Origin of the sequence: Pseudomonas sp. Pse79 (assembly GCF_024519615.1) — a bacterium.
GTDB classification, from domain to species: Bacteria; Pseudomonadota; Gammaproteobacteria; order Pseudomonadales; family Pseudomonadaceae; genus Aquipseudomonas; species Aquipseudomonas veronii.
Genome location: NZ_JALJRR010000017.1, coordinates 102690 through 121315 on the forward strand (window position 1 = coordinate 102690; position 18626 = coordinate 121315).

The following is an 18626-nucleotide window of genomic DNA, read 5'->3' on the forward strand; positions in this document are numbered from 1 at the left end:
GCTCAGTCCTTGAACATGGCCTTGGCCAGCACCCGCGCCACCTGGTCGGCGGAGTAGGGCTTGGCGAGAAACTCGAACCCTTCGTAGCCGCTTTCCGCGAGTTCTTCGCTGTAGCCGGAGGTGAGCACCACCGGCAGGTCGGCGCGACGTTGGCGCAGGAGCTTGGCCATCGCCACGCCGGTCATGCCCGGCATCACCACGTCGGAGAAAATCGCGTCGAAAGCCGCAGCATCCGGACCGGCCAGCGCCAGCGCCTGTTCGGCATCGGTCGCCCAAGTGGTCTGGTAACCGAGGTCCTGGAGGATCTGGTTGGCGAAACGGCCTACGTCCAGGTTGTCTTCCACGATCAGGATATTGCGCAGGCTCGTGTCGTGGGGCGGTGCCGGGTCACTAGGGGAGGGCTCGTGGCGGGCGTCCTCCGGCTCGACCTCGGGCAGGTACAGGGTAAACACCGTGCCCTGGCCAAGACGGCTGGCCACGTCGACATTGCCACCGGACTGCTTGGCGAAGCCGAACACCTGTGACAACCCCAGGCCCGTGCCTTTGCCCACGGCCTTGGTGGTAAAGAACGGCTCGAAAATGCGCTCGAACGTTTCCCCCGGAATGCCGCTGCCGGTGTCGGCCAGGGCCACCGTGACAAACGGCTGGCAGGCTTGGGCATCGCCCCGGATGCGCGGCATCGCGTCCACCGTGCCCACGCGCAGGGTCAGGGTGCCCTGGCCGTCCATGGCATCGCGGGCGTTGAGTGCGATATTGATCAGCGCGGTTTCGAACTGGCTCGAGTCGACCCGGACATGGCACGGCCGCTCGGGCAATTGAACCTGCACATGAATGCGCGCACCGGTGACACTCTCGAGCATCTCGCCAATGTCCTTGACCCGCTGCGCTACATCGAAGACTTCCGGGTTCAGCGGTTGGCGGCGCGCGAACGCAAGCAACTGGCTGGTCAACTTGCTGGCGCGCTCGACGGTGTCCGACACTGCGCGCATGTAGCGTTGGCGCCGTTCTTCGGGCAGCCCGGGCTGACGCAAAAAGTCCACCGACGAACGAATGATGGTCAGCAGGTTGTTGAAGTCATGGGCCACGCCGCCGGTCAATTGGCCGATGGCTTCGAGTTTCTGCGATTGACGCAACGCCGCTTCGGCCTGGGCCAGCGCAGCGGTGCGTTCTTCCACGCGCTGCTCGAGGGTGGCGTTCAATTCGGTAAAGGCCGCCAACCCTTCGCGCACGGCGGCATCGGCGCGCACCCGTTCGATGTGCGCCCAGGACCGTTCGGTGACTTCGGCCAACAGCGCCAGGTCATACGGCGACCAGGTCCGCTCTGCTGTGCTGTGAACCGCCATCAAGGCCGTAAGGCGACCGTGTTTGATCAGTGGTATGCAGATCGTGGCGGTGATGCCCAGGGCCTGGAACGCCGCGGCTTCCTGTGCGGGCAGTTCAAGCCGGTTGTTGCCGATCACCAGCGGCTCACCGGCCCGCAGGCACTTGACCGCGGTCTGCCCGAAGGCCTGCAGGCGGTAGTGGCCGACGATGCTGGGCGAGCCGGGAGCCGTCCAGTTGTCACGGATGGTGAAGCCGTCTTCATCGGCGTCCATATCGGCGTAGGCGCAGATGGACACTTGCAGGTGCTGCGCCAGCAGGTGCGTGGTGGCGGTCATGATGGCTTCGGCATCGGTGGCATTGGCGACCGTGCTGCCGATGGTATCCAGCACCGCAAGGCGGCGCGAAAGGAACACCGTGGCGGTGGTTTCGGTCACGGTGTCGAGCATGCCGACGACGTGGCCCCGCGGGTCGCGGATCGGGCTATAGCAGAACGTGAAGTACGCTTGTTCCGGCGCCGCGCCGCGTTCGATCACCAGCGGGAAGTTTTCGATATAGGTCGCATGGCCTTGGAAAGCCGCGTCGGCGATGGGGCTGATGTCGTCCCAGACCTCGCTCCAGATCTCGCTGAACGGACGCCCCAGGGCATAGGGTTTATTGCCCAGTATCGGAATGAACGCGTCGTTATAGAGGGTCGTCAATTGAGGCCCCCACACGATGGCTTGGGGGAAACTTGAAGCAAAGCAAAGCGCCACGGTGGTCTTGAGCACATCCGGCCAGTGTTCCAGCGGACCCAGGGGCGTACTGGCCCAGTCGTGCTGGCGTACCCGCTCGGCCATGTCGCTGCTGCTTTGCAGCCAATTCATCATCGGGTGAACACCTTGTTTGCCACGGTCTGTTTGGATGCCTGATGCGTCAGGCCAATAAGCAACAGACAGAAATGATTGCTGCCGGTTCAGCGCAATTATCCATGAGATGGCACTTTGATGCTTCACCCGCTGGGATAGATCTCATCGCGGGTGTTCACTTACTGTTGTGTTCCGAACACCGCTGTCCAATAAATGCCTGCATCGCTCTTCGGGTCCATGGCGTAGGCGGCGCCCAATTCACGGAATTGCGGGTTCATCAGGTTGGCGCAATGGCCGGGGCTGGCGAGCCAGCCGTCCACCACTTTGCGCGGGGTGTCGAGGCCGGCCGCGATGTTTTCGCCGATGTTCTTCGCGCTGTACCCGGCCAGCTCGGCACGGTCGCCCGGGGTGCGGCCGTCGTGGTCCAGATGGTCGAAGAAATTGCCGTTGGCCATGTTGCGTGTGTGGCTGTTGGCGGCACTGGCCAAGGTGTCGTTCCACGACAGTGGCGTGGTCGCGGTGAACGCCTGGGGACCGCATTGGCGCGGTTGTGTGCGGGCGGCGTTGATCAGGTTCAGCAATTGCCTGCCTTCGGTCTGCCAATCGCCCAGGCCGCTGGACAGCAGCGGGCGGGCGAGCACGATGCGCCAGTCCTGGCCGCTGTTGCTCACGCCGATGTCGACGAATTGCGGGTCCAGCACCACGCGGCAGAAACTCTCGCGCACGGCTTTCATGGCCGCCTGGGCATCCTTGGGCCCGGACAGGCTGATTGCCTGCACGTTGACCATCGGGTACGCCGCGCGGGCCAGGGCCTGCTGCAAGTCGCCGACATTACTGGCCGGCAGCACCAGGCGCGTATCGCTGGCCAGCGGTGGCAGTTCCTGGGAACCTTGGTCGCCGCAGCGTTGCACCTGGCTGCGGTAAGCGTTGATCTGTTGCACCAACTGACTTTCTTCATTCGCCATCGCGCTGGCGCAGAACACCAGGCTGGCGGCCAGCGTCGTCAGACCCATCATCAATGACAGCACGCGCATGGACGTTACCCTTGAACTTGAAAGTGCCCATGATGCGCGATGTAGGGGCGTCCATGCACCCGTTGGTCCGAACTTTTTTCCTCGGGTTTTGAATGCCGGATGTTCACGGCCTTGGTCATACAAGGCAAACGCCACCACCCGCCGCGCCGGCATGGCGAGGCTGATTCACCCTTCATGAGCGAGGATATTCGGCTCACGCCAACTGACGCGCGGGTTGTCGCCGCCATGCCATGGCGCTGGCGAGCAGGATCAATGCGAATGCCGCGGTAAAGGTTGCGTGCAGACCGTCAGCCACGGATTGTGGCGTGGCGTGGGTGACATCGGGAGTGGTCCAGGCAAACATCGCGCCCAATGCCGACGCACCGAAAATCAGCCCCAGGTTGCGTGACAGGTTCAGCAGGCCTGAGATCGTGCCTCGGCGTGCCGCATCGGCTTCGCTCATCACCGCAGTGTTGTTGGCGGCCTGGAACAGGCTGTAGCCCGCCGTCAGCGTAATCAGTGAGGCAAGATAAGTGACCAGCCCGGACGCCAGGCACAGCGACAGGGCGCCACTGCCGCAGACAGCCAGCCCCACGAGTGTCATGACGTGGCTGCCAAAGCGTTCGCTCAGACGACCGGCCGGAATGCCGGTGAGCGCCGCGACACCAGGGCCGACGGCCATTGCCAGGCCCATCCCGGCCGGATCGAGCCCAAGCCCTCGGGACAAGTAGAACGGCCCGACGACAAAGGTGGCCATGATCACCGCCGACACCAACGCACTCATCACCAGGCCGGCGCGCAACGAGGTCGACTGCAATGAGCGCCAAATGCCGGTGCCGCTGGCCAGCGGCGCGGGCGGCTGATCCACCGGCAAGTAGCGCCAGGCGAGGGCGGCCGCGAGCAAGCCCAGCGGCATCCCCACCAGAAACAGCGCGCGCCACCCCCACACACTGAGCAACAGGCCGCCCACGCCGGGGCCCATGGCGGTACCGACGGCTGACATCGTGCCGAGCAAGCCCATGACACGCGCAATGCGCGCTTGGGGGACGGTGTCGCCGACCATCGCTAACGTCATCGCCATCATGATCGCCGCGCCCAAACCTTGCAGGCTGCGCGCCGCAATCAGCCACCGCAGGCCAGGCGCGACACCGCATAACCCGCCGGCCAAGGCGAACAGCAGCAAGCCAGCGATCAACAGCCGCCGTCGCCCCAGCCGATCGCCCAGGCGCCCGGCATTGACGATGACTGCCGTGATCGCCAGCAGGTAGGTGAGCACCACCCATTGCGTCGCGTGAAAGGATGCATTGAAGGCCTGCGCGAGGCTGGGCAGGCCGACATTGGCGATGCTGGTGCCAAGGGCGGCCAGCAACATGGACAGGCACAGGCTGACAAGACCGCCACGGGAAGAGGTATGCATGGAAGATTCCTTGAATGAACGCAACTGTCGCAAATCTACGGCGTGGCCTAACATGGCGGAAGACGCATGAGTTGCACTAAATACCTGCATATAACGCCTGCCATGGAGCGCTGATGCCCGATCTCAATTTGCTGATCACCCTGGATGTATTGCTCGCCGAAGGCAGTGTCGCCCGTGCGGCCAAGCGCCTGCGGTTGAGCCCTTCGGCCATGAGCCGGGCGTTGGCGCGCTTGCGTGCGACCACCGGCGACCCGTTGCTGGTCCGCGCTGGCCGCGGCCTGGTGCCGACGCCCCGGGCGTTGGCACTGCGCGAACAGGTCAGCCAACTGGTGCAGGGCGCCCAGGCGGTGTTGCGCCCGGCACAGGCGCTGGAGATGGCCCACGTGGTCCGCACCTTCACCCTGCGAACCAGCGAGGAGTTTGTCGAAGGCTTCGGTTCGGCGTTGCTCGCCCGCCTCGCCGAGGACGCCCCCGGCGTGCGCCTGCGCTTCGTCAGCAAGACCGACAAGGACACTGCGCAACTGCGCGAAGGCAGCGTCGACCTGGACATCGGCGTGGTCGACCCCACGGCCAGCCCTGAAGTGCTGACCCAGGCGCTGTTTCGCGATCGCCTGATCGGCGTGGTGCGCAGCGGCCATCCCCTGAGCCAAGGCGAGATCAGCGCTGCACGGTTTGCCGAGGGCCGACACCTTTACGTATCGCGGCGCGGCCAGGACCGCGGCCAGATCGACGACGTCCTCGAAGCCCAGGGCCTGACGCGGCAGATCGGCAGCATCGTCGCGAGTTTTTCCAGCGCCATCGCCCTGGCACGCAACACCGACCTGATTGCCTCGGTGCCCGAGCGCTATACCCCAGACCGGCGCGACCTGTTCTGTTTTGCGCTGCCGGTGGCGTTACCCGCGTTTACCGTGGCAATGCTCTGGCACCCACGGTTGGACGCCGATCTGGCCCATCGTTGGTTGCGCGGGTGTTTGCGCGAGGTGTGCGGACGATGACAGTGCGGCCCGTCCCCGGGGCGATGTGCATGCGAGCCGCCAGGCGTGCAGAGCATGGCGGGTATGCCTATCGATCCCGAACCTGCTGCAACAGGTACAATCCCATCTGCCTTGACGCGAAACCCCAGGAATTTGCATGTTCAGCCTTACCCGCTACACCACGCCGTGCCCCGAACCGATCAACAGCCAGATCCTGCAGATGGTGGTCGACAACCTCACCGACATCAGCAGCGTCGCGCTGCCGCCGAGTAACCTGCTCTACAACATTTACCAATATGCCATCGGCTTTGAGGTGCATTTGTACCTGCAGGCGCTGGACGGGTCGAAGGGGATCGCGGTCGAACTGATCGTCGCGACGTCTGCGCAAGACCCGGAAAAAGTCATTGGGTTTTTGCTGTACTTGCCGGTCAAGGACGACCCAGAAGCCTGCGGTGTGGCGTTCATGGCCGTACAGGCAGGCAGCCGACGCCAGGGCGTGGCGCGGGGCATGATGCAAGAGGTGCTGGCACGTTACCCTCACGCCGAACTGGCCTGCGCCGTGGACAAAGTGCCGGCCTTCGCGGCGATGGGCTTTCAGGTGCGCGGCGCGCGCGGCACGCAGGTGCTGATGAACACCCGCGCCTACGCCACCGATGGCTTGATGGGCGTGCTGGATGTGGCCGCTATCTATAGCTCATTGGAAGTGCGGCAGATTCATACCTACCTGCTGCAAAAACATGGCAAGCGCGCCATGGTAGATGCCGAGAAGCAACGCGACCGGCACCTGGATCAACTGGCGCACAAGGTCCGCTTGTTTGTGCAGGAGCGAGGCTGAAAAACGCCTCTCAACGGGCGCTGCGCGCCCCGCGATTGACCATTGCCAGAATGGTCGCCAGCAACTCCTGTTGCGCCTCTTCACGGCTGAGCTCACCGCTGGCCGCCGCATGAGACAAGGCCTCCGCCGCCCCGAGCATGGCCCGCAGCCCCGCCTGGGACACGCTGCCGCCCGGCGCGAAGGGGGCCATGACGTCGCGGCACTTATCGAGAAAGAGTGCTTCGTACTTGCGCTTGAGGCTTTCCAACTCCGGTGAGCTGCTCAGCGCCGCGATCACCCCCGGAATTTCCCGGCCCTGCAACAACACGCAGTCGACATAGGATGAGGCGATCACCCACGCGCGATCTTCCAGGGTCGGGCTGCTGGCTTCGAGAGCGTCGGCGAGCACCTGATTCTGGCGCCCATCGAAATCCTCATACAACGCCGCCAGCAACCCCGCGCGGGTAACGAAATGGTCATAGACCACCGGCTTGGTCACGCCCGCTCGTTCCGCCAGGTGGCCGAGGGTCAGGGCTTCGGTGCCTTCTTCACGCACCAGTTGCCAGGCCACGTCCAACAATTGGCGCAGACGATCTTCACGCGACAGGCGACGACGCGGGGCAGGGGTACCACTGCTTGACATGCTTATATACCAAAAGTAACTTACCAAAGGTAACTTAAGCCCAGCATAAACCCAATGGGAGTCACTGTCATGCACGCACTGATCGTTGTAGCTCATCACGACCCGCAATCCCTCACCCACAGCCTCGCCGCGCAAGTCGCCGCCGGGCTGAGCGCGTCTGGCCATACGTTCGAAATCGCCGACCTTGCCGCCGAAGGCTTCGACCCGCGCTACAACGCTGCCGACCAGCGCGTACATCGCACCCGCGCCGAACCGCCGGCTGACGTCGCCGCCGAACAAGCCCGCATCGACCGCGCCGACGCCCTGGTCTTGGTGTTCCCCATTTACTGGTGGTCGCTGCCAGGCCTGCTCAAGGGGTGGATCGACCGCGTGTTCGTCAACGGCTGGGCGATCGACTACGGCCCCGACACTCCGGTGGTGAAGAAACTGCGGCACTTGCAGGTTCACCTGCTGGCACTCGGTGCTGCCGATCAAAGCGCGTTTGAGCGCCATGGTTATGCCAAGGCCATGCACACGCAGATCGATTACGGGATCTTCGATTACTGTGGCGCGCAGGTGCTGACGTCAGCGTTGTTGCTGGAGTCGGAAAGCGGCCAGGTGCAGGTGCATCTGGATCACGCCAAGGCAGTGGGCCAGGGTCTGTTCGAAACCGAGACGGTCGCCGGATAATTTCGTTGCGAGCAGGGAACCAGAAACCGTTCGACGACCAATCAAGGCGTTCACAATCACTGGAGAGTTGATAATGACTTCAATTTCTGCTGTATCTGGATCCGCGCCGATTGCTCCTCCCATTGACACATCCCAGGGAAAACCCACGCAAGATCAAGTGAGACAAGAGCAGGAAAACAATGCGAACCAAGACAGTCCGTATCCAAATCTATCAAATGGCGACCTGCAAAACTTGACCTTTGACCAACACAATACGCTCGATAAATATCCCAATATGAACTTTCAGCAAGTGGTGGATGCACATGGGAAAGAGTTTCCAAATATATCGCCTAAAGAAGTTCAAGATTTGAACTCCGAGCAAGTGGACAGGCTTATCAAGTATCCCACTATGACTTACCGGGACGTGCTTAATGGGCATGGCATGAAAGGCGGCGATAATTTCATCTGGTAACTACGTTAGTTGCGGCACGCCTCAGGCCTGGAGCAGCAGCTTGGTGGCGATGCACTGAAAGGACCGACTAGAGTCCAAGCAGGTCATGTGCATCCAGCAGCCGGTAGGCAATCTCCGGTCGTTTCTCCAGGCCTCGGCGAATCGCCGCCGGGATCGATTGCCGGGTCTTGCGGCACAGGCCGGGTAGTTCGTCGATGACGATCTGAATCCCGCGCATGCTCTTGACCTCGGTGTGCCCCGGCGCGACCTGCACGCGGATACCCAATAGCGCGTACATGCGCTGCTGCATGTGTTCGAGGTCTTGCAGGCTTTGCAGGTCTTCCAGGCGTTCGATCAGGCGTTTTTCTTCCTGGCGCGTCAGGTTGAGGATGCGCAGGTCGGCGCCTGGGGTTTGCAGCAGCTGTTCGCGGTCACAGACACAGGCGCCGGGCGGGCAGGGTTGGCGAATGTTCATGATCAAGCCCTCCCCATCTCGACGCCGCGGACTCAGTAGCGCAGGGCGACACCCAGGCTGCCCAGTGCCTTCCAGTAGTCAGGATAGGTCTTGGCCACGCAGTCCGGGTCCTGAATACGAATACCCGAGACCTTCAGCCCGGCCAGGGCGAAACACATGGCGATGCGGTGATCGGCGTGGGTGTCGATCAGTGCAGTGCAGGCCGTGCCTGCCAGTGCCGGATCGCTGGCCACCAGCAGGTCATCGCCTTCGATGCGGGCCAGGCCTGGGCGGATCTGGTTGAGGCCGTCGTGCAGCGCCTGCACGCGGTCACATTCCTTGACCCGCAGGTTGGCCAGTTCGGTGAAGCGCACCGGGCTGTTGTTGAATGCGGCCAGTACGGCAAGCGTCGGGATCGCGTCCTGCATCTGCGAACCCACCACTGTGGCCTGCATGTTCGGGAACTGCGCGATCAGCGCCTGGGCCTTGGCGTCCGGCTGGGTGAAGTCGTGTGCGGCGACACCGATATCGATGTGCCCGCCGGTCAGCACTTCAGCCGCCCACAGGTAGGTGGCGGCGGAGGCGTCCGGTTCGATCAGGTAGTCATGGGCGGTGTAGCCGCTGGGAGCGACGCGCCAGGTGGTGTCGTCGACCACCTCGACCTGCGCGCCGAATGCACGCATGCAGTCGAGGGTCAGGTCCACATAGCCGCGGGCGCCGATGTCCTTGCCGGTCAGCGCCACTTCAATCGGCGCTGCGCCGCAGGCCGCGAGCATCAGCAAGGCCGATACGTATTGGCTGGACAGACCGCCGTCGATCTCAAAGCGCGTGGCCTGGACCTTGCCCACGCCATGCACGGTAACCGGCGGGCAACCGGTCGGGCTGTCGACCTGGATGCCGTTCTGACCGAGGGTGGCGAGCAGCGGGCCGATCGGGCGTTTGCGCATGTAGTCGTCGCCGTCCAGCACCACGGTGCCTTGCACGGTGGCGACGGCGGCGGTGAGAAAACGCATCGCGGTACCGGCATTGCCGAGGAACAGCGGCTGCGCAGGCAATTGCAGCTGGCCTTGGCCCGTGACCACGAAGGTGGTGTCGTCCGGCTCGTCGATGATCACGCCCATCTGGCGCAGGGCCACCGACATGTGCCGGGTGTCATCGCTCTTCAATGCGCCGCTGAGGCGGCTGGTGCCCTTGGCCAGGGCGGCGAGCAACAGCGCGCGGTTGGTAATGGATTTGGAGCCGGGGGGCGCGACCTTGCCATTGAGGGGGAAAGTGGGCGGTGTAACGGTCACGGTTTTCTGCGAACTCAAGGTACAAGGCTCCTGATTCAAGGCAAGGTGGCACGGAGTGGCCGACGGGCGGACCCGAATAATCGGGCATAGACGTCACGCTTGTCGAGGCTTAGCGCTGGGCGAGCGAGTAATCATGCAGCGCCCGCGCCGCCGGTTCGATCTCGCTGACGCGCTGCTGATGCGCCTGTACATCGAGGTCCGCCGGCAGTTCGAAGTTGTCCTGTTCGGCGCACCAGGAGATTTTCTCCAGCAGTGCGGCCTGTTCGGCGGGCAGTTCAGGCCAGTTGCCGATAGCGGCGCCACGGATATAGCCAAAGCACCATTCTTCGGCGAGGGTCAGGGTCTGGCCCTGATGCTCCGTGTCGTCGAAGCGCGCCCGGAAACCTTTGGCGTCGGTGGCCAGTTGGGCGGCGCGGGCGTTCATGTGGCGAACGCACAGTTCGAGGAACTGCTTGGCTTCTTCGGCACTTTCCCACTGCGGGTTCTGCCCGCCCCAGATCGCCGGGAACCACTCGGCGATATCCACCGGTGCCGGGCTGGACACCAGTGCGCAGAAGTAACCATCGAGTTCGGCGAGGTTCAGCACCGAGTGGTCGTCACCGTACTTGAGCAGGGTTTCTTCGATCAGGTCGAAATCGGCGGGGGCCAGAGGTTGGGTGAGCATGGGGCGTATCCTTTAAACGTCGAGCGCCGCTGCGGCAGCGGCTTAAAGCGCGAAGGATGGCGCCTGAGGCGGTTTTTATCCAGCCTTTTCCAAGGCCGACGGCCCGTCCCGGATGAATTTTAGCAGTCCCGTTTTTGGCTGATGCGCCGTGGCTCACCCTTGTTATAGTTCGGCTCTTATTACTCGCCAGTCAGGGATCACTGCCATGTCCGAATACCAAGCCTTCGTCGTCGAGCTCATTGGCAGCGTTGCCCATGTGCAGATCAACCGCCCGGAAAAGATCAACGCCATGAACGCGGCGTTCTGGACCGAGATCATCGATATCTTCCGCTGGGTCGACGACACCGACGCCGTGCGCGCCGTGGTGCTCAGCGGTGCCGGCAAACATTTCTCGTCCGGCATCGACCTGATGATGCTGGCCTCGGTGGCCAATGATTTTGGCAAGGACGTGGGCCGTAATGCACGCCTGTTGCGGCGCAAGATCCTCGAACTGCAAGCCTCGTTCAACGCCGTCGACACCTGCCGCAAGCCGGTGTTGGCCGCGATCCAGGGCTACTGCATCGGCGGTGCCATCGACCTGATCAGCGCCTGCGACATGCGTTACGCCGCCGAGGATGCGCAGTTTTCCATCAAGGAAATCGACATCGGCATGGCGGCCGACGTCGGCACCCTGCAGCGCCTGCCGCGCATCATCGGCGATGGCATGCTGCGCGAGCTGGCCTACACCGGTCGCCAGTTCGGCGCCGAGGAAGCGCGCAGCATCGGCCTGGTCAATCGCGTGTATCCCGATCAGGAAAGCCTGTTGGCCGGCGTACTGGACATCGCCCGGGAAATCGCCGCCAAATCGCCGATTGCCGTGACCGGCACCAAGGCCATGATCAGCTACATGCGTGACCATACAGTCAATGACGGTCTGGAATACGTTGCCACCTGGAACGCGGCTATGTTGCAATCCAACGACTTGCGCGTGGCCATCGCGGCCCATATGAGCAAGCAGAAACCCGAATTCGTGGATTGACTGATATGACCCCAGGCTGGATTACCACCACACTGCTGGACAACCAAACCCCCGGCGGCTGGGCCGTCGCGCGCAGCCGCGAGGGTTTTTTACACGACACCAATGGCGCGCTGTTCCCGCGGGAATGGCTCAAGCGCCAGGACCTGGCGGTGTTCGCCGAACACGGTATCGGCCATCTTGACGGCGAGCCGGTGTACCTGCTCGAACTCAATGCCGCCAGCGACGTACCTGGATGCAGTTGGCAAGGCCTGCGCGGCTTCATGCTGCAAGGCGATCACCGGCTGTACAAAGTGCTGGCCTATGCCGCGCAGATCGGCACCTGGGCGCGGGAACACCGTTTTTGTGGCAGTTGCGGCCAGGCCATGGTCCAGGTGCCTCGGGAGCGGGCGATGTTCTGCGAGGCTTGTGACCTGCGCAGCTACCCGCGCATCTCGCCGAGCATGATTGTGCTGGTGACCCGTGGCGACGAGATCCTGCTGGCGCGGTCGCCGCGCTTTGTCCCCGGGGTCTACAGCACGCTGGCGGGGTTTGCCGAGCCGGGTGAGTCGGCCGAAGACTGCCTGATCCGCGAAGTTCACGAAGAAGTGCAGCTGGAAGTCCGCAATATCCAGTACGTGGGCAGCCAGTGCTGGCCGTTTCCCCATTCGATGATGCTGGGCTTCCATGCCGAGTACGCCGGTGGCGATATCGTGCCCCAGGCCGATGAGATCGAGGACGCGCAGTGGTTCAACATCCACGACTTGCCGCCGTTGCCGGCGTCACGCTCGATTGCGCGTTACCTGATCGACCTCTACGTGGCCCGCCGCTTAGGCCACGCTGAACCAGTGCTGCCAGGCTAGGCGCACCGTCAGGCCGAGGACCACGGTGATAAACACCGGGCGAATGAATTTGGCGCCGCCGCTGATTGCGCTGCGTGCGCCAAAGAACGCGCCCACCATCACCGACACGCCCATGGCCAGCCCGACGATCCAGTCCACCGAACCGTTGATGATAAACACCGACAGCGCCGCCGCGTTGCTGACGAAGTTCATGCTGCGCGCCACGCCGCTGGCTTTGACCAGGTCGATGGGGTGCAGCAGCATCGTGCTCACCGTCCAGAACGCGCCGGTGCCGGGGCCGGCCACGCCGTCGTAGAAGCCCAGGCCGAAGCCTTGGGTGGCCTGCCATTTCTTCTTGATCGGTGCGTCGCCCTCCAGCGGCGCCTTGGGCGTGCCGCCGAACAACAGGTACAGGCCACAACCGAAGACGATCACCGGGAGCATCTTGTTCAGGGTTTCGGCGGGCAGGTAGTGGGCGACGATGGCGCCGGCCAGGGCGCCGATAAACGTACCGACGATGGCATGTACCCACTGGCGCGGGTGAAACAGCTTGCGTCGGTAAAAGGTGAAACTGGCGGTGGCCGAGCCGAAGGTGGAGCTGAGTTTGTTGGTGCCCAGTACCAAATGGGGCGGCATGCCGGCGGTGAGCAGGGCCGGGGTGGTGAGCAAGCCGCCACCGCCGGCGATGGCGTCGATGAAGCCGGCGATGAACGCAACGACGGCCAGGATGGCGAGGGTAGTGAGGTCTACGCTGAGTTCGAAGGGCATGGGCAGGGCTTATGGTTGGCAGGGCGCTATGCGAAAGGCGGCCATCTTACCTGCCCGATGTACGCAAATCCAAATGTGGGAGGGCGCAAGCCTCCTCCCACATTCAAACGGTGCCGGCCTGGCTATTTGTGGGTGCCCAGCCACTCCAGCGCGGTGCGCCAGATGCAGATCCCGAGGAAGTACGCCGACATCAGCGACCACAACCCAAACGTCCACGGGTTGGTGTTCGGGTAATCCACCACCATCAAGAAGCTGCACAGCAACCAGAGCGTGGTCACCGCGATGTTGATCGGCATGAACCGCTTGACCCGGAACGGGTGCAGGAACTTCATCGGCGTCACGGTCAGCAGCGCCAGGCCAATCACCGTGAGCAACGTCACCCACGCGTCGGGCTGGATGATATACACGCAGAGGGCCACCACGTTCCAGGCGGCGGGGAAGCCGACGAAGTAGTTGTCCTTGCTTTTCATGTTCACGTTGCAGAAGCAGAACAGCGACGACACCAGGATCACCGACACCGTGAACAGGTGGGTAAAGTCCGGCAGGTCGATATAGCGGTAGATAAACAGTGCCGGGATAAACACATAGGTCAGGTAATCGATCACCAAGTCCAGCACCGAGCCGTCAAAGCTGGGCAGTACCGTGCTGACATTCACGCGGCGGGCCAGGGAACCGTCGACGCCATCGACCACCAGTGCCAGGCCCAGCCACAGCAGGCACGCCTTGGGTGAGTTCTCCAGCAAGGCCAGCGTGGCCAGGAAGGCCAACACCACTCCGGTGGCAGTGAAGCCGTGGGCGCCCCAGGCTTTCAGTCTGGCTACATGCAGGGTCGATATCACGGGCGGTTCTCCAAAGGGTGAAACGGGGCAGCCGACGCTGTGGCAGCGTCGAGTCTGGCCAGGGGATGCAGGTATCGACCGGGAAGGGGAGGATAAGGTTCACCACCCCGGTGATTGCCTAGCGTAGCAAGCGTCGGACGTTTCGGCATCAGCCTTGGAGGAACACCAAGGCTTTCAAGCCGCTTTGCCGATCGATATCCGGGAATTCCGGCGGGTTTTCCAGCCGCTCGACAAAGCGCAGGCCCGGTGCTTCGCGGGTCACGCCGTCGATCAGGAAGTCCTCGCCGAACGCCGGGTCATTCATGCACGCCAGCACCGTGCCTTGTGGCGTGAGCAAATCCGGCAGGCGGCGCAGCACGCGCTGGTAATCCTTGGTCAGCAGGAAACTGCCTTTCTGGAAGGACGGCGGGTCGATGATCACCAGATCATAGGGGCCGCTGTGGATGACCTTGGCCCAGGACTTGAACAAGTCGTGGCCAAGAAAGGTAACGCGGCTCAGGTCATGCCCATTCAGGCGATGGTTGTCGCGACCCCGGCTCAGGGCGCCGCGGGCCATGTCCAGGTTCACCACATGCTCGGCGCCGCCTTCGATGGCCGCCACGGAAAACCCGCAGGTGTAGGCGAACAGGTTGAGTACCCGCAGCCCCTTGGCCTGTTCGCGCACCCAGTTGCGGCCGTAGCGCATGTCGAGAAACAGCCCGCTGTTCTGTTTTTTACCGAGGTCGATCAGGTAGCGCAGGCCGCCTTCGGTAATCGTCAGCTCATCGATCGCATCGCCCACCAGCCATTCGGTGGTGCTTTGCGGCAGGTAGCGGTGCTGCAGGGCTACCGTGTGGGCGCCGGACTGCGCCCATTCGAACTGAACCAGCAGCTGTTTCAGCGCGTCCAGGTGCGCCGCCTCCGGCTCCTTGAACAGCGCGACCAGCACCACGCCCTGCAGCCAGTCCACGGTCAGTTGCTCCAGGCCCGGCCAGCAACGGCCGCGCCCGTGGAACAGGCGCCGGGTTTCGGTCGGTGGCGTGGCCAGGGCGGTCAGCAGGTGGGCGTGCAGTGTGGCGAGGGCGTCGGGGTTCATCGTTGAGCGTCGTTCGTTGAGCGGGCGGCATTTTAAACACAATGGCGAGGTTTCGGGGGGTTAGAGCACAACGTGCTGGGAAACGTCTGATTGGCAGCGATTCATGCTCAAAATATGCTTTGGCACGCCTGACATCAGGCAAAAAATCCTCAGTCATCGACATAAACTGGAAAAAAAGCCTGGAGGTGCCCATGAACGGTTTTGCGAGCGCAGTGAATCACACCACAACGGATCAGCTCGCCGGTGATCAAATCGAGCAGGACGAGTGGCGCGACGCCCTGGCCTCGCTGGTGGCCAACGCCGGCCCCGCGCGGGCGCGGCAGATCCTCGACGTGCTGGCCCGTGAAGGCGGCGCCCCGCACATCGACTGGAAACCCCGTCACGGCACTCCGTATATCAATAGCATCAGCGTCGAGCAGCAGCCGGCGTTTCCCGGCGACCTGGCCACCGAAGAGCGCCTGGCCTCGCTGGTGCGCTGGAACGCCCTGGCCATGGTGGTGCGCGCCAACCAGGCGTATGGCGAACTCGGCGGTCATATCGCCAGCTACGCCAGCGCGGCGGATTTGTTCGAAGTGGGCTTCAATCACTTTTTCCGTGCCCGCCACGAGGGCTTTGGCGGCGACCTGGTGTTCTACCAGCCGCATTCCGCGCCGGGCATTTATGCGCGGGCGTTCCTGGAGGGGCGCCTGAGCGAGCAGGACCTGGCGCACTACCGGCAGGAAATCGGCGGGGCCAAGGTCGGCGCGCGCGGTTTGTCGAGTTACCCGCACCCGTGGTTGATGCCGGACTTCTGGCAATTTCCCACCGGCTCCATGGGCATCGGCCCGATCAGCTCGATTTTCCAGGCGCGCTTTATGCGCTACCTGCAGCACCGCGGCTTGCAGGACACCACCGAGCGCCACGTCTGGGGCGTATTCGGCGACGGCGAAATGGACGAGCCGGAAAGCATGTCGGCCCTGACCCTGGCCGCCCGCGAAGGCCTGGACAACCTGACCTGGGTGGTCAACTGCAACCTGCAACGCCTCGACGGCCCGGTGCGTGGCAATGGGCGGATCATCGATGAACTGGAGGCGTTGTTCGGCGGCGCCGGCTGGAACGTGATCAAGCTGGTGTGGGGCTCGGACTGGGACGCCTTGCTCGCCAAGGACAGCGACGGCGCCCTGGTCAATACGCTGTCGCAGACCGTGGACGGGCAGTTCCAGACCTTCGCCGCCAAGGACGGCGCCTACAACCGCGAGCACTTCTTCGGCCAGAGCGCGTCCCTGGCCAGGCTGGTCGAGGGCATGAGCGACGAACAGATCGACCGCCTCAAGCGCGGCGGCCACGACATGGTCAAGATCCACGCCGCCTACCACGCGGCGCGGCGGGTCAAGGGCAAGCCCACGGTGATCCTGGCCCAGACCAAAAAAGGCTTCGGCATGGGCGAAGCCGGGCAGGGCAAGATGACCACCCACCAGCAGAAGAAACTCGATCGCGAGGCGCTGATCGCCTTCCGCAATCGTTTCCAGTTGCCGCTGACAGATGAGCAGACCGAGTCGTTGAGTTTCTTCAAACCGGCCGCTGACAGCCTGGAGTTGCGCTATCTGCATCAACGGCGCAACGCCCTGGGCGGCTATGTGCCCAGTCGTTGCCAGGCCGCAGCGCCGGTCAGTGTGCCGCCTCTGGCCGGTTACGCCGGCTTCGCCACGGCTGCCGCGGGTAAGGAAATGTCCACCACCATGGCCTTCGTGCGTATGCTCACCAACCTGCTCAAGGACAAGCACCTGGGGCCACGCATCGTGCCGATCGTCGCCGACGAGGCGCGTACCTTCGGCATGGCCAACCTGTTCAAGCAGATCGGCATCTACTCCAGCGTCGGCCAACGCTACGAGCCGGAAGATATCGGCTCGATCCTCAGCTACCGCGAAGCCACCGACGGGCAGATCCTCGAAGAGGGCATCAGCGAAGCCAGCGCCATCAGCTCCTGGGTCGCGGCGGCCACCAGCTATTCAGTGCATGGCCTGCGCATGTTGCCGTTCTACATCTATTACTCGATGTTCGGCTTTCAGCGCGTGGGCGACCTGATCTGGGCCGCCGCCGACCAGCGCGCCCGTGGCTTCCTGCTGGGCGCCACTGCCGGCCGCACCACCCTCGGCGGCGAGGGCCTGCAGCATCAGGACGGCAGCAGCCACCTGAGCGCCGCCAGCGTCCCCAACTGCCGTGCCTACGACCCGGCGTTCGCCGGGGAATTCGCAGTGATCCTCGACCACGGCATGCGCCAGATGCTGGAGCACGATGTCGACGAGTTCTACTACGTGACCCTGATGAACGAAAACTACCCGCAGCCGAGCCTGCCCGAGGGGGTGGAAGCGGCGATCATCAAAGGTATGTACCGCTTGCAGGGCGCGCCTGACGCCCAGGTGCGCCTGCTCGGTTCGGGTACGCTGGTGCGTGAAGCCCAGGCGGCTGCGCAGCTATTGGCGGACGATTGGCAGGTGGCGAGTGAGGTCTACAGCGTGACCAGCTTCAGCGAACTGGCACGGCAGGCGCGGGAGGTGGAGCGTTGGAATCGCTTGCATCCGCAGGCGATCCAGCGCGTCAGTCATGTGAATGATTGCTTGCCCAAGGGCGCCCCGGTGGTTGCGGTGTCGGACTACGTGCGGGCGGTGCCGCAGATGATTGCTTCGTATCTGGATTCCCCCTACACCGTGCTCGGCACCGACGGTTTCGGGCGCAGCGATACGCGGGCGGCGTTGCGGGATTTTTTTGAGGTGGATCGCCATCACCTCGTGCTGGCCGCGCTGACGGCATTGGCGGATCAGGGCAGTCTGGCGCGCAAGGTGTGCCAGCAGGCGATTGAACGCTATGGCCTCCAGGCGGAGCGTGCAGCGTCCTGGACCTAAATGTGGGAGGGGGCTTGCCCCCGATTGCGCCGGGTCAGTGACATATAAGCTGACTGACACACTGCTATCGGGAGCAAGCCCCCTCCCACATTTAGAGCGTGGCGATCAGGGCTGGCCCAAAGGCCTCTTTCAAGAACACGGGGGCGATATACCGCTGGTAATGCGCCTCGGACAGCAGGAAAAACTCGCGATCAATTCCATCGCGCAAATCCGCCAGGCTGTGCTCGCGAAATTCCGGCAGCAACACCAGGCCATATGCGTCCAGCCTGGTAATCACCCGCGCACCCCGGGCAATCAACTGGTAGGCCCAGCAGTACGGCGACTGGTGCGGCATAAAGCGAATCTTGCGGCTTTCCAGTTGCTGGCGCAGGCGCTGTGGGTCGAACACGTCCAGCTTGGAGGCCATCACCTGCACCAGCAGTTGCTCAAGGCGCAGCCACACCGCCTGTTTTTCCTCGGCGTTGTAGCCATTCCACTGGATGACTTCATGGTGATAACGCTTGCAGCCGCGGCAGATCAGATCACCGTAAACGGTGGAGCACAGGCCGACGCAGGGGGTCTTGATGGTTTGATTGGGCATAAAAAAACATCGACAGGTGAAACAACACGGCCCCTGAAGGGGCCGTTTTTTTCAATCAATCCCAGCTCAACGCACCGCCAGTCTGGTACTCGATCACACGGGTCTCAA

18 protein-coding genes are annotated in these 18626 nt (G+C 63.3%); 7 read left to right on the plus strand and 11 right to left on the minus strand.

All coding sequences use genetic code 11. From position 1 onward, the window contains the following. Positions 1–2 precede the first annotated feature (2 nt). The 3 genes from NR164_RS20945 to NR164_RS20955 all read right to left on the minus strand — a co-directional run bounded on the left by NR164_RS20945 (position 3) and on the right by NR164_RS20955 (position 4598). Entirely contained in the window at positions 3–2189 is a 2187-nt protein-coding gene (locus NR164_RS20945; protein WP_256823214.1) for a GAF domain-containing protein, read from the minus strand. Between the two features lie 158 nt (positions 2190–2347). Then, a complete protein-coding gene (locus tag NR164_RS20950; RefSeq protein ID WP_104903071.1) occupies positions 2348–3202 on the minus strand; it encodes a CAP domain-containing protein in 855 nt (284 codons plus the stop codon). Positions 3203–3395: 193 nt separating this feature from the next. Beyond that, on the minus strand, positions 3396–4598 hold the full coding sequence (locus tag NR164_RS20955; protein WP_256823215.1) for an MFS transporter: 1203 nt from the start codon (positions 4596–4598) through the stop codon (positions 3396–3398). A gap of 113 nt (positions 4599–4711) precedes the next feature. Between NR164_RS20955 and NR164_RS20960 the strand changes: the two genes are divergently transcribed. Further along, a complete protein-coding gene (locus NR164_RS20960; RefSeq protein ID WP_046383206.1) occupies positions 4712–5593 on the plus strand; it encodes a LysR family transcriptional regulator in 882 nt (293 codons plus the stop codon). A gap of 136 nt (positions 5594–5729) precedes the next feature. Continuing rightward, positions 5730–6407, plus strand: a complete 678-nt coding sequence (locus NR164_RS20965; protein WP_017848455.1) for a GNAT family N-acetyltransferase — start codon at positions 5730–5732, stop codon at positions 6405–6407. Between the two features lie 10 nt (positions 6408–6417). Here the strand turns inward: NR164_RS20965 and NR164_RS20970 are convergent, their stop codons facing one another. After that, positions 6418–7029, minus strand: coding sequence for a TetR/AcrR family transcriptional regulator (locus NR164_RS20970; protein ID WP_256823216.1), 612 nt, complete (start codon positions 7027–7029; stop codon positions 6418–6420). 69 nt (positions 7030–7098) lie between these two features. Here NR164_RS20970 and NR164_RS20975 point away from each other — a divergent pair, with 69 nt between their 5' ends. After that, on the plus strand, positions 7099–7698 hold the full coding sequence (locus NR164_RS20975; RefSeq protein ID WP_017848457.1) for an NAD(P)H-dependent oxidoreductase: 600 nt from the start codon (positions 7099–7101) through the stop codon (positions 7696–7698). Between the two features lie 73 nt (positions 7699–7771). Further along, entirely contained in the window at positions 7772–8149 is a 378-nt protein-coding gene (locus NR164_RS20980) for a hypothetical protein (protein ID WP_256823217.1), read from the plus strand. Positions 8150–8216: 67 nt separating this feature from the next. Here the strand turns inward: NR164_RS20980 and NR164_RS20985 are convergent, their stop codons facing one another. The 3 genes from NR164_RS20985 to NR164_RS20995 form a co-directional block, all read right to left on the minus strand. Further along, positions 8217–8603: a hypothetical protein gene (locus NR164_RS20985; protein WP_046383210.1), complete on the minus strand. Its 387-nt coding sequence runs from the start codon at positions 8601–8603 to the stop codon at positions 8217–8219. 32 nt (positions 8604–8635) lie between these two features. Next, complete coding sequence (gene aroA / locus NR164_RS20990) at positions 8636–9892, minus strand: 3-phosphoshikimate 1-carboxyvinyltransferase (protein WP_177031503.1); 1257 nt, start codon at positions 9890–9892, stop codon at positions 8636–8638. A 91-nt stretch (positions 9893–9983) separates the two neighbouring features. Next, positions 9984–10538: a UPF0149 family protein gene (locus NR164_RS20995; protein WP_017848461.1), complete on the minus strand. Its 555-nt coding sequence runs from the start codon at positions 10536–10538 to the stop codon at positions 9984–9986. A 205-nt stretch (positions 10539–10743) separates the two neighbouring features. On the opposite strand from NR164_RS20995, the gene NR164_RS21000 reads away from it, so the two are divergent. Beyond that, positions 10744–11556: a crotonase/enoyl-CoA hydratase family protein gene (locus NR164_RS21000; RefSeq protein WP_017848462.1), complete on the plus strand. Its 813-nt coding sequence runs from the start codon at positions 10744–10746 to the stop codon at positions 11554–11556. 5 nt (positions 11557–11561) lie between these two features. Beyond that, entirely contained in the window at positions 11562–12395 is an 834-nt protein-coding gene (gene nudC, locus NR164_RS21005; protein ID WP_017848463.1) for an NAD(+) diphosphatase, read from the plus strand. Here nudC and NR164_RS21010 read toward each other — a convergent pair. From NR164_RS21010 to NR164_RS21020, 3 genes are all read right to left on the minus strand, one after another. Continuing rightward, the gene (locus NR164_RS21010; protein WP_046383211.1) at positions 12363–13142 is read right to left on the minus strand and encodes a TSUP family transporter; all 780 of its coding nucleotides are present in this window, start codon (positions 13140–13142) and stop codon (positions 12363–12365) included. The two genes, nudC and NR164_RS21010, sit on opposite strands and share 33 nt — an antisense overlap. A 122-nt stretch (positions 13143–13264) precedes the next feature. Continuing rightward, complete coding sequence (gene pcsA, locus NR164_RS21015) at positions 13265–13981, minus strand: phosphatidylcholine synthase (protein WP_017848465.1); 717 nt, start codon at positions 13979–13981, stop codon at positions 13265–13267. Between the two features lie 148 nt (positions 13982–14129). Next, positions 14130–15056 carry a class I SAM-dependent methyltransferase gene (locus NR164_RS21020; protein WP_046383212.1) on the minus strand — a complete coding sequence of 309 codons (927 nt, stop codon included), beginning with the start codon at positions 15054–15056 and terminating at the stop codon, positions 14130–14132. A 191-nt stretch (positions 15057–15247) separates the two neighbouring features. Here NR164_RS21020 and mdeB point away from each other — a divergent pair, with 191 nt between their 5' ends. Beyond that, complete coding sequence (gene mdeB / locus NR164_RS21025; protein WP_256823218.1) at positions 15248–17938, plus strand: alpha-ketoglutarate dehydrogenase; 2691 nt, start codon at positions 15248–15250, stop codon at positions 17936–17938. 91 nt (positions 17939–18029) lie between these two features. Here the strand turns inward: mdeB and NR164_RS21030 are convergent, their stop codons facing one another. Next, entirely contained in the window at positions 18030–18518 is a 489-nt protein-coding gene (locus tag NR164_RS21030; protein WP_256823219.1) for a DUF1289 domain-containing protein, read from the minus strand. Positions 18519–18626 lie beyond the last annotated feature (108 nt).

Coding starts and splice junctions, on each gene's coding strand:
- NR164_RS20945 (WP_256823214.1), bottom strand. CDS start 2,189: ATGATGAATTGGCTGCAAAGCAGCAGCGACATGGCCGAGCGGGTACGC.
- NR164_RS20950 (WP_104903071.1), bottom strand. CDS start 3,202: ATGCGCGTGCTGTCATTGATGATGGGTCTGACGACGCTGGCCGCCAGC.
- NR164_RS20955 (WP_256823215.1), bottom strand. CDS start 4,598: ATGCATACCTCTTCCCGTGGCGGTCTTGTCAGCCTGTGCCTGTCCATG.
- NR164_RS20960 (WP_046383206.1), top strand. CDS start 4,712: ATGCCCGATCTCAATTTGCTGATCACCCTGGATGTATTGCTCGCCGAA.
- NR164_RS20965 (WP_017848455.1), top strand. CDS start 5,730: ATGTTCAGCCTTACCCGCTACACCACGCCGTGCCCCGAACCGATCAAC.
- NR164_RS20970 (WP_256823216.1), bottom strand. CDS start 7,029: ATGTCAAGCAGTGGTACCCCTGCCCCGCGTCGTCGCCTGTCGCGTGAA.
- NR164_RS20975 (WP_017848457.1), top strand. CDS start 7,099: ATGCACGCACTGATCGTTGTAGCTCATCACGACCCGCAATCCCTCACC.
- NR164_RS20980 (WP_256823217.1), top strand. CDS start 7,772: ATGACTTCAATTTCTGCTGTATCTGGATCCGCGCCGATTGCTCCTCCC.
- NR164_RS20985 (WP_046383210.1), bottom strand. CDS start 8,603: ATGAACATTCGCCAACCCTGCCCGCCCGGCGCCTGTGTCTGTGACCGC.
- NR164_RS20995 (WP_017848461.1), bottom strand. CDS start 10,538: ATGCTCACCCAACCTCTGGCCCCCGCCGATTTCGACCTGATCGAAGAA.
- NR164_RS21000 (WP_017848462.1), top strand. CDS start 10,744: ATGTCCGAATACCAAGCCTTCGTCGTCGAGCTCATTGGCAGCGTTGCC.
- nudC (WP_017848463.1), top strand. CDS start 11,562: ATGACCCCAGGCTGGATTACCACCACACTGCTGGACAACCAAACCCCC.
- NR164_RS21010 (WP_046383211.1), bottom strand. CDS start 13,142: ATGCCCTTCGAACTCAGCGTAGACCTCACTACCCTCGCCATCCTGGCC.
- NR164_RS21020 (WP_046383212.1), bottom strand. CDS start 15,056: ATGAACCCCGACGCCCTCGCCACACTGCACGCCCACCTGCTGACCGCC.
- mdeB (WP_256823218.1), top strand. CDS start 15,248: ATGAACGGTTTTGCGAGCGCAGTGAATCACACCACAACGGATCAGCTC.
- NR164_RS21030 (WP_256823219.1), bottom strand. CDS start 18,518: ATGCCCAATCAAACCATCAAGACCCCCTGCGTCGGCCTGTGCTCCACC.